Origin of the sequence: Bradyrhizobium sp., assembly GCF_049798375.1 — a bacterium.
Taxonomy (GTDB): Bacteria; Pseudomonadota; Alphaproteobacteria; order Rhizobiales; family Xanthobacteraceae; genus Bradyrhizobium.
In genome coordinates, this window is the sequence record NZ_JBARGP010000743.1 from 1 (window position 1) to 10,347 (window position 10,347).

The following is a 10,347-nucleotide window of genomic DNA, read 5'->3' on the forward strand; positions in this document are numbered from 1 at the left end:
TTGATCACGACGTTCGCGCTGGCGGCGCTGGTGAATGTGCGCAGTGTCGTGGCGCAGACCAATCCGCCGCCCCCGCAGCTCACGACGTTCGGCGCGGCGGTGCAGTCGGAACCATTCGATCCGCGCATGTCGACACCGATCGGTCATCGGCAGCCGCGCCTCAAGGACGTGACAGTCGGCGAAGCGGGCAAGGTCGATCCGATCGATGCGGAAAGCGCCGCCGTCGATCGCAAGCTCACCATCTGCCGGGGATGTTGAGGCGGTCACGCGGGCGCGCGTTCCTCCGAGACGGCCCGCCCGCGCCCTGCCGTCCGGGGTCATTGATCATGCTGATGGGTACCGAGGATTGTCAGGCTAGGCTGCGGCGACTATGAAATTCGACATCTGTCACGCGAAGGGGAAACTCGGCCGAGCCGGTCGGAACCCTTTCGCCGCACTCTCGAGAAGGCCGCCATGCATCTCGCCCATGATCCTGCCGCAGCGCCGGCGCCCCAGATCGGTTTCGACCAGTTCCTGATGGTCGATATCCGCGTCGGCACCATCGTCGCGGCCGAGCCCTATCCGGAGGCGCGCAAGCCCTCGCTCAAGCTGACCATCGATTTCGGCCCAGCGATCGGCACCCGGCGCTCCAGCGCGCAGATCGCGACGCTGTATCAGCCGGCTGCCCTGGTCGGACGGCAGGTCGCCGGCGTGGTCAATTTTCCGCCGCGGCAGATCGGCAAGTTCATGTCGGAGGTGCTGACGCTCGGCTTCCCGGACGAGGAGGGCAATGTGGTATTGTTCGCGCCGGACCGGCGGGTGCCCAACGGCGCGCGGCTGTTCTGACAGGGCGCAGCGAGGCTGTCATGCAAACGCTCGACCCGCATGCTATCGTCCCCGTCATCACGGCGGGGTCACGCATGTCGCTCCGACAGATGCATCTGTTGCAGGCGCCGATGGGCGGCACCCTGGTGCCGGGCGGCGCCACGTTCCGCATGTTCGCGCCGCACGCCAAGGCGGTCTACGTCTGCGGCGATTTCAACAAGTGGGCGCAGGATGCCAGCTGCCAGCTAGCGCCGATCGGTGGTGGTCACTGGGCCATCTTCATTCCGGCCTTGAAGGACGGCGATCCCTATATGTACTTCGTCGACGGGCAGGGCTCGTCGGGCCTCAAGCGCGATCCGTATGCGCGGCTGCTCACCGTCGAGCCGCCGTTTCCGCAGGCCTATTCGGTGCTGCGCAATCCGGCCGCGTTTCCCTGGCACGAGGTGCCGTTCACGCCGCCGCCGTTCAACGAACTCGTGATCTACCAGCTTCATGTCGGCAGCTTCGACATCAAGCCAGGCAATCCGGACGGCTGCTTCTTCGACGTCATCGAGCGTGTGCCGCATCTGGCCTCGCTCGGCGTCAACATGATCGAGCTGTTGCCGGTGCAGGAATTCCCGACCAGCTTCAGCATGGGCTACAACGGCACCGACCTGTTCAGCCCGGAGACGCAATATGGCGAGGCCGACGCGGCCAAGCTGAAGGGCTATGTCGATCGCACCAACGCGATCCTGGCCGCGGCGGGGCAGGCGCCTTATGCCGGCACCGAGGTGCTGCGCCACTGCGATGACCAGCTCCGCGCGCTGATTGATATCTGCCATGTCCACGGCATCGGCGTCATCTTCGACGTGGTCTACAACCATGCCGGCGGCGGCTTCGACGACCAATCGATCTGGTTCTTCGACCGCCAGCCTTATGGCAACGCCAATGACAGCCTGTATTTTACCGATCAGGGCTGGGCCGGCGGTGAGGTCTTTGCCTACTGGAACGCCGATATCCGCCAATTCCTGATCGACAATGCGCTGTCGTTCTATCGCGAATACCGCGTCGACGGCCTGCGCTTCGACGAAGTCAGCGTGATGGATCGGTTCGGCGGCTGGACCACTTGCCAGCAGCTCACCACGGCGCTGCGCGCCGAGAAGTTCGACGCGATCCAGATCGCTGAATATTGGCCGGTCAATCCGTGGGTGGTGAAGGACCACGCCGAGGGCGGCGCCGGCTTCGACGCAACCTGGAGCGACCGGGTGCGCGATAGCGTGCGCGGGGCGATCGGAGTGGCGGCCGAAGGCGCCTCCGCCGGCGTCTCGATGCAGGCGATCGCCGATGCGCTCGCTGACTCCAGTCTTGGCCGGCGCTGGCGCGCGGTGCAGGCGATCGAGAACCACGACATCGTCTATGCCGGCCGCCAGCCGCGGATCGCAATGCTGGCCGACAGCATCGAACCTCGCTCCTGGTATGCGCGCAGCCGCAGCCGCGTCGCGACCGGGCTGCTGCTGACTGCGCCCGGCATTCCCTTGCTGTTCATGGGCCAGGAGCTGTTGGAGCCCAAGCCATGGAGCGACACGCCGTCGCCCGCGACCGAGATCGCATGGACGGCGCTCGACAGCGGCGACGCCGTCACGACCGGCTTCGTCCGCTTCGTCAGCGAGCTGATTGCGCTGCGCCGCAGCCGCAAGGCGCTGTCGGGCGAGGGCTGCGCGATCGTGCATGTCCATGACGACAACCGCGTGCTGGCGTTCGAGCGCTGGGTCGAGGGCAGCGACGACGCGGTGATGGTGGTCTGCAGCCTGCACGAGAGCGCGTGGGCCGACTACGCGGTCGGCTTTCCCGCCGGCGGCACATGGCGGCTGGTGTTCGACGGCGACGCCTATGAGGCCGGCGCCTCTTCCGCGGTCGGCCGCGAGATCTCAGCCGATGGGCCACCGCTGCACGGCCGGCCCTGCTCGGCGCATGTGGCGATCCCGGCGAACGGGATCGTGGTGTATGCGCGGGCATAGGGCACGGCACGCGACGAGCGCTGTAGAAGAGGCGATGCAAGCCTAAAGGTGTCCGGCCCGCGGGGGAACCGCAGGTCGGACGCTCGAGGGCGGCGCGGGGCGCGGGTCCGTCGCTGTTGGTTTCAGGTCATGTAGTTCAGCACCAGCGAGGTGCTGCTGCGGCCGACGATGTGGCGCCGTACGACGAGGTCTGGCTGGCGGACTTCTGCAGCACCTCGAGCAGCTGCTGCAACAATTGGCTCGTATCGGTGGTCGTGCTCGGCGACGAGTCCGTGCTGCTGCTGCTGTCGTCATTGCTTGTACTTTCCGAGGCGGATGGCGTGCTCCAGGTCGAATTGTAAAGCCCGGGAGCAGGTGAAATTGGCGGACTTAATAGGACCTGCGCCGTATTTCGCGATATTGCTGCGGCGCGCGGCGAACACACAATGAATCAATAAACTGACGAAAGACCGTGTAGTTACGGATGTCCGGCGGCCCGGGCCAGGCCGTCGGGCGCGAATCACGACGCATGCTCGGATCGCAAATTGGCTGGTCGATCGCGACCGCCGCAGCCTGTCAGCGGACTAATCAGCAATGAGATGAGCTGAAAAATCAGGATTCGGGTCCGCTGAGGCGGCGGCCAGTCAGCGGAAAATTAACGCAAATAGGGAATTATTTGCCGATCGGTGATGAGTGAACCTTGTTGGACATAGTCGTATGAAGCTGCTCGCTGGCCTTTCGATCCGCTCCGTATTGGGTCTCATCATCAGCGTGCTGGCGCTGCTGCTGGTGGTGCGGTTGACCATCGATGTCACCGACGCGGTCGACCGCAAGGCCGCCGCGGGGCGCGTCGAGCGTCTGGCCGGCACCGACCAACAATTGTTCGCGGCGCTGCTCGGCTTCCGGCTGGAGCGCGGTGCATTCCTCGGCGCGCTGGTGAGCGAACAGCCGGCCGATGCCGCGATCGAAAGCCGGATTTCGACCAACCGTGAGGCCTCGGAGACCGGCTACAAGGCGGTTTTGGAAGGACTTGCCGGGTTTGAAAATGCAAAGCTTGCCGCGCGTCTCAACACGATGACCGCGTTGCATAACAAGCTGGTCTCGTTGCGGGCCAGCGCGGATAGTGCGGTCCGCCAGCAGAAGTCAGCGCGTGATCGCGATGTTGTCGAAGGCTTCCGCACCGTCGCGCAGGATTACCTCGAGGCGATGTCCGGCCTCACGGCCGATCTCGAGGAGACCTTGAAGCTGATCGATCCCGTGGTCGATCAACTGCTCAGCGTCAAGCAGTCCGCCTGGGCGGCACGCACCTACGGTGGCTCCCTCGCAGTCCGGATCGAAAGTGCGTCGACCTCAGGCAAGCCCTGGAGCCCGGCCGATTTGATCGGAGCAGCGGAGGACAATGGCCGGATCGTGCAGGCTTGGAGCCGGGTTCTCGATGCCGCGGCGCGCCCCGATGTACCGGCAGCGATCATCGCGCCGATCGCGCGCGCCCGGCAACCGGATGCGGTGGCTTTGGCGGAGCGGCAGAAGGACCTGATCAAGTCGCTGCGCGAGGGTGGCACCATCGACGTGCCATTTTCCGAACTCACCAAGCTGAACACGGCCGTGCTGTCGACCGGCGTCGATGTCGCCAATGCCGCTTTGTCGGAAATGGTCAAGGCGGCCGAGGCGCAGATGAGCGCGACGCGCACCAGCCTCATCATGAACGGAGCGATGCTGGTGCTCGGCATTGCCGTCGCGGCATTCGGCTTCATTGTGGTGCATCGCCGCATCAGCGCGCCGATACTCGGCCTGACGGATGCGATGCGACGGCTGGCCGAACGCGATTATGCCATCGATCTCGGCAACCCCGAGCGCCGCGACGAGATCGGCGAGATGTCGCGCATGGTCGCCGTCTTCAGGGAAAGCATGATCGAGGGCGATCGTCTTGCCGAGGAAAAGGCGGCCGAGCAGGCGCGCCGCGAGCGGCGGCAGATTGCGGTGGACGGCCTGATCAAGCGGTTCGAGTCCACGGTCACGGACTCATTGCAGACATTGACGCAGGCCTCCAGCCAGCTCGACGGCACCGCGCATTCGATGTCGGCGACGGCCGACCGGGGCCAAGCCAAGGCGTCCGAAGTGGCGCAGGTCTCCGAGCGGGCCTCAGGCAATGTGCAGATGGTGGCGGCCGCGACCGAGCAGCTGTCGGCCTCGATCGGCGAGATCAGCCGCCAGGTCACGGAATCCAGCACGATCGCCAATACGGCGGCCGCCGAGGCCGAGAAGACCAACCAGCAGGTCCAGGCCCTGTCCGATGCCGCCCAGCGCATCGGCGACGTGGTCGCGCTGATCAGCGGCATCGCCAGCCAGACCAACCTGCTGGCGCTCAACGCCACGATCGAGGCGGCGCGGGCCGGCGAGGCGGGCCGGGGCTTCGCGGTGGTCGCGTCCGAGGTGAAGGCGTTGGCGAGCCAGACCGCCAAGGCGACGGAAGAGATCAGCGCCCAGGTCGCCGGCATCCAGGGCGCGACCCGCAACTCGGTCGATGCGATCGGAGGCATCAGCGCGACCATCCAGCGCGTCAATCAGATCACTACTGCGATCGCGGCAGCGGTCGAGCAGCAGGGCGCGGCGACCCGCGAGATCGCACGCAACGTGCAGCAGGCCTCCGAGGGCACCAACGAGGTCTCGCGCAACATCGCAGGCGTGTCGGCTGCGACCGCCGAGACCGGCAAGGCCGCCGGCGAGGTGCTGGATTCCGCCAAGGCGCTGACCAGCCTGTCCAACGACCTGCGGCGCGACGTCGACAGCTTCATCGGCGATCTGCGGGTGGCGTGATAGGAGGCTCGCGCCTCCGGTTAGCTGCTGTGTTTGTCCTCCAGCAGGCGCCAGATCCGGTCGCGCGGCGTATCCTTGATACTATCCATCCGGAACGGGCTGTCGAACACCGCCAATCGTCGACGTTCGGCCGTGAAGGCCGGCCAGTGCGCGGCATCGTCCGGCCGTCCCTCGCGAACGAAGCGCAGCACGCAGGCTTGCAGCCGCGCCGCCACCTCGATGTCGGCTGGCGTCATCGGGCCGCCGGCGCGCTTGAGCACCGGACGGTCGAGGAACGCGGGCAGGTGGGCCCACAGGCAGGCGTTGTCGGCACCATGGGTCGGCCCTTGCGAGCGGAACGGTTCGAGCCCGGCTGCGTGATCGAAGCGGCTCAGCCAGACCGATCCACCGGCCTGGTCCTGAAGCTGTGCCAGCTCCTCCAGCGGCCGGTGCCACATCGCGTCCGACAGCAGCGCCTCGTAGGCATCCTCGTCTGTGCGCGCGGTGTCGCGGTAGCAGGCGAGCAGCCGCTCCCAGCCGGCATCGCCGAACTGCGCGCGGATCCGGGCTTCGGTCACACGGATCATCGCGGCCGGCGGCGTGCTCTTCAGGAACATCACCATCTCGTCGCGGCAGGAGCCGAGCCAGAGGGTTTGTTTGCGCACGGCGCCCGCGGCGATCGCCTGCCGTGGATCGCAGGGGATGATGGCGCCGTCGAGCACGGGACCGAACAAGGTGCCATGCGCGGTGTTGCCCGCGACATCGCGGCCGATGCGCTCTGCCGTATCGAGCATCATGTGTGCCGGGACATCGATGATGCGCACGGCGTCCTGTGGCGCAAGCGCGAGCGCGCCGAGAAAACGGTCGGCGATCTCGTCGGCCTGAGCCTTCGGCATGATGCCGCGACCGGGCACGCTGAACGCGATGGCGCCGCGGAATTTGCCGCGCGCCTGCGGCAAGGTCATTAAGGTGACCACCAGCGCCGCACCGGCCGATTGGCCGATCAGCGTGATGGCATCGGCATCGCCGCTAAATCCGCCGACATTGTTGCGGACCCAGTCGAGCGCGGCGAGCGTGTCGGTGACGGCGAGGTTGTTGGCTTCCGACAGCGCGCCGCCAAAGCGATCGAGCTGCAGGAAGCCGAGCGGACCGAGCCGATAGTTGATGGTGACGATGACGGCCGGGCCGTGCTTGGCGAGATAGCCACCGTCGTAATCGGAGCCGGCGCCGGTGATGAAGGCGCCGCCATGGATGAAGAACAGCACCGGCAGCGGCGTTTCGATCTCTGCCGGCGTCCAGATATTCAGGGTGAGGCAACCGGCCTCGGCATCATCGGTGACAAGCCCGGGATGCGGCGCCACCGGGCCGAACGCCGTGCAGCGCCGCGGCGCGTCCCAGGCCGGCAAGGGGGCGGCGCGCCGAAAGCGCATCGCCTGCGCGAACGGGATGCCCTTGAAGGCGCGCACGCCTTCAAGGGTTTCGCCGATCACGGCACCGCTGCTGGTCTCGACCAGGGGCGCCGGTGTCGTCTCAAGTGTGGATGGATGCGGCTGTGCTGTCATGTGCTGGTCCGTCTGAGCGCTTCTTGCCGAGATCCGCGATGCCGACCGCATGAGTCTCGTGGGCGGTGGCCGCCGCGGCCGCCGAGATCACGCAGCAGCAAGCGATGAAGATGGCCACGGGAAGCCAGCCCGTGGGGCCATCGCGAAGCAGGCTCTGGCTGATGACCGGCGTAAAGCCGGCGGCGAGAAAGCCGAGCTGGGTGCCGATCGCAGTGCCCGAATAGCGCACCCTGGTCTCGAACATCTCGGCGTAGAACGACGGCCATATTGCGTTCGGCGCGGCATAGACGATGCCGGAGAGCACGAATGTGATGGCCAGGATCGCGGTCGAACTGGCCGTGGTGATCGCCATGAAATACGGGAAGATCAACACGGCGCAGCCGAGCACGCCGCCGATGAACACCGGCTTGCGGCCGATGCGGTCGGCCAGGATCGCCCACAACGGCTGCGTGACCAGCGCGGTCGCGTTTGCCAGCACGCCGGCCCACAGCATGGTCGTGCGCGGCACGCCGAACTTGCTGGTCGCATAGCCGAGCGCGAATACGGCGGTCACCGTGCTAACGGTCGCGATCAGGGCGCAGACGATGACGCGCAGCACATCCGGCCAGAAGTCGCGCAGCAGCGGGACGATCGGAAAGCGCGCAACGGCATTGCGCGTCTTGATGTCGGCGAACGCCGGCGTCTCCGGCATAGTGCGGCGGACCAGATAGGCGACGACCAGCACGACGAAGGACAGCAGGAACGGGATGCGCCAACCCCAGCTTAAAAGCTGATCTTCTGGCATTGCGGCGACGGGAATGAACACCAAGGTCGCCAGGATGGCGCCGGCCTGGGTGCCGGTCAGCGTCCAGCTGGTGAAGAAGGCGCGGCGGCCGCTGTCGGAATGCTCCAGGGTCAGCGAGTTGGAGCCGCTTTGTTCGCCGGCGGCGGACAGGCCCTGCAGCAGCCGCAGCAATGTCAACAGCAGAGGGGCGGCGCTACCGATCATGCGCGCATCCGGCAACAGCCCGATCGCGAGCGTCGATCCGCCCATCAGGATCAGCGTCGTGATCAGCACCGCCTTGCGGCCGATGCGATCACCGAAATGGCCGAGGATCACGGCGCCGACCGGGCGGGCGATATAGCCGATGCCGAAGCTGAGCAGCGCCAGCACGGTGCCGGTCGCCGGATCGACATTGACGAAGAACACCTTTGGGAAGATCAGCGCCGCGGCAGTGCCGTAGATGAAGAAGTCGTAGTATTCGAGCATGCTGCCGACGAAACTGACGACGGCGGCGCGGTGCGCCAGGCGGTCGCCAGGCCGGTCATGAGCCTGCGGCGGGTCCTTGGGCGTGGCTGATGTCATATGTCTCCCCCTTAGTTGCTTTGCGCTTGGCTTGCGAACGTCAGGCCGGTGCACGTTTGCGGCATCCGACCCGGTCCGAGCTTGCGTTCTTGATGGGTCCACCGTAATGTACGAACTAGTTCGTTTCAAGAGAGAAGCTCGGCGGCCCGGAGACCGGGCGTTCCGGCGAGGTTAGGATCGGGTCAGACCGCGAGGGGATGATGTTGGAGCGAACGGCAGAAGAGCCGCAGCCGGGCCGGCGCAGGAATGATCCGGAGGCGACCCGGCGCAACATCATCGATGTCGCGACCGAGGAGTTTGCCGCCCAGGGCTATTCCGGCGCGCGGGTCGACGAGATCGCGGCCAAGACCCGCACCTCGAAGCGGATGATCTATTATTATTTCGGCGGCAAGGAGCAGCTTTATCTCGCCGTGCTTGAGGAGGCCTACCGCTCGATCCGAGAGCTGGAAGAGAGCCTCGACACCGAGCACTGCAGCGCCACCGAGGCGATCCGGCGCCTGATCGGGGCGACCTTCGAGCATGACGAGCGCAACCCGAACTTTATCCGGCTGGTCTCGATCGAGAACATCCATCGCGCCAGGCACCTGAAGCACAGCGCGCAACTGCGCGAGATCAATGCCAGCGTGATCGCGACCCTGCGCCGCATCCTGGAACGCGGCTGTGCCGAGGGCGTATTCCGGCGCGACGTCGATCCGATCGACCTGCATCTGGCCATCAGCTCGTTCTGCTTCTTCCGCGTCGCCAACCAGTACACGTTCGGTGCGTTGTTCAATCACGATCTCGCCGAACCTGCGGTTCGCAATCGCAACAAGCAGCAGATCGCCGACATGGTGGTGGCGTATCTGACCAGCGGAGAGAGCGGTTCTGTGGCGACAACGCCGGCTCCGGCGACGGCGTCCGAGCCGCATGTTCTCACCGGCTTGATCGGAGCGCCGATCAAGCATTCGGCCTCCCCCGCGATGCATGAGGCCGCCGCCGCCGCGGTCGGTCTGCGCGGCCATTATCAGCTGATCGAGGTCGCCGGCGCCGATCGCGCGCAATTGCGTGGCCTGCTCGATGGCGTCAGACAGATGGGCTTTGCCGGCGTCAACGTCACCTATCCCTACAAGGAAGCGGTGGTCGAACTGCTGGATGAACTTGCGCCGGAAGCGCAGGCGATGCGTGCGGTCAACACCGTCGTGGTCCGCGATAACAGGCTGATCGGCCACAACACCGACACCACGGGTTTTGCCCGCGCGGTCGCACCGCTGGTCGAATCCTCCAGCCGCGGGCCTGTGGCGCTGGTCGGCGCGGGCGGCGTCGGCAAGGCGATCGCGTTTGCACTCGCAAGCCTCGGCGTTCACGAGCTGCGCATCGTCGATGCCGACCGTGCGAAGGCAGAGATGTTGGCGGCGCTGCTGCGCGATCATCCCGGGGTCAGCGTTGCTGATACGGTCGAGGCGGCGCTGCACGGCGCGGTGGGGCTCGTCAACGGCACCCCGGTCGGCATGCTGCCGAACCGCGACAGTCCGGTTCCCGAAGCTTTGCTGCATGACGGGCTGTGGGTGGCGGACGCGATCTACTCGCCGCTGTGGACCCCGCTGCTCACCGCCGCCAAGGCCAGGGGCGCGCAGGTGATGACCGGGCGCGAGCTCGCGATTCACCAGGCGGCCGATGGTTTCAAGCTATTCACCGGCCGCACCGCCCCCATCGAGGCGATCGCAATGGCGTTCGATGGCGTGATGGCGAAGCGATATGGGTCCGCATAGCTAGGCCGTCATTGCGAGGAGCAACGCGACGAAGCAATCCAGAGCCGAGAAGAAAGCCTGGATTGCTTCGTCGCCTTCGGCTCCTCGCAATGACAGCGCTCATGACGTGTATGTAG

General features: G+C 66.1%; 8 protein-coding genes and 1 pseudogene. 7 read left to right on the plus strand and 2 right to left on the minus strand.

The genetic code is table 11. The features are described from left to right. From WA702_RS28600 to WA702_RS28620, 5 genes are all read left to right on the plus strand, one after another. A partial coding sequence (locus WA702_RS28600) for a hypothetical protein (protein WP_425113895.1) occupies window positions 1-258 on the plus strand: 258 nt, incomplete at its 5' end. A gap of 195 nt (window positions 259-453) precedes the next feature. Further along, on the plus strand, window positions 454-825 hold the full coding sequence (locus tag WA702_RS28605) for a tRNA-binding protein (RefSeq protein WP_425113896.1): 372 nt from the start codon (window positions 454-456) through the stop codon (window positions 823-825). Between the two features lie 20 nt (window positions 826-845). Then, window positions 846-2,801: an alpha amylase C-terminal domain-containing protein gene (locus WA702_RS28610; protein WP_425113897.1), complete on the plus strand. Its 1,956-nt coding sequence runs from the start codon at window positions 846-848 to the stop codon at window positions 2,799-2,801. Between the two features lie 170 nt (window positions 2,802-2,971). Further along, window positions 2,972-3,142, plus strand: a complete 171-nt coding sequence (locus WA702_RS28615) for a hypothetical protein (RefSeq protein WP_425113898.1) — start codon at window positions 2,972-2,974, stop codon at window positions 3,140-3,142. A gap of 355 nt (window positions 3,143-3,497) precedes the next feature. Further along, window positions 3,498-5,597 carry a methyl-accepting chemotaxis protein gene (locus WA702_RS28620; protein ID WP_425113899.1) on the plus strand — a complete coding sequence of 700 codons (2,100 nt, stop codon included), beginning with the start codon at window positions 3,498-3,500 and terminating at the stop codon, window positions 5,595-5,597. 20 nt (window positions 5,598-5,617) lie between these two features. Here the strand turns inward: WA702_RS28620 and WA702_RS28625 are convergent, their stop codons facing one another. Together WA702_RS28625 and WA702_RS28630 are read right to left on the minus strand one after the other, a co-directional pair. Continuing rightward, a complete protein-coding gene (locus WA702_RS28625; protein ID WP_425113900.1) occupies window positions 5,618-7,138 on the minus strand; it encodes a carboxylesterase/lipase family protein in 1,521 nt (506 codons plus the stop codon). Next, on the minus strand, window positions 7,107-8,483 hold the full coding sequence (locus WA702_RS28630) for an MFS transporter (protein WP_425113901.1): 1,377 nt from the start codon (window positions 8,481-8,483) through the stop codon (window positions 7,107-7,109). Before WA702_RS28630 ends, WA702_RS28625 begins: the two co-directional genes overlap by 32 nt. Before the next feature lie 200 nt (window positions 8,484-8,683). Here WA702_RS28630 and WA702_RS28635 point away from each other — a divergent pair. Together WA702_RS28635 and WA702_RS28640 are read left to right on the plus strand one after the other, a co-directional pair. Continuing rightward, window positions 8,684-9,304, plus strand: a pseudogene (locus tag WA702_RS28635) (TetR/AcrR family transcriptional regulator); the annotation flags it as partial. Window positions 9,305-9,310: 6 nt separating this feature from the next. Further along, window positions 9,311-10,231 carry a shikimate dehydrogenase gene (locus tag WA702_RS28640; RefSeq protein WP_425113902.1) on the plus strand — a complete coding sequence of 307 codons (921 nt, stop codon included), beginning with the start codon at window positions 9,311-9,313 and terminating at the stop codon, window positions 10,229-10,231. Window positions 10,232-10,347 lie beyond the last annotated feature (116 nt).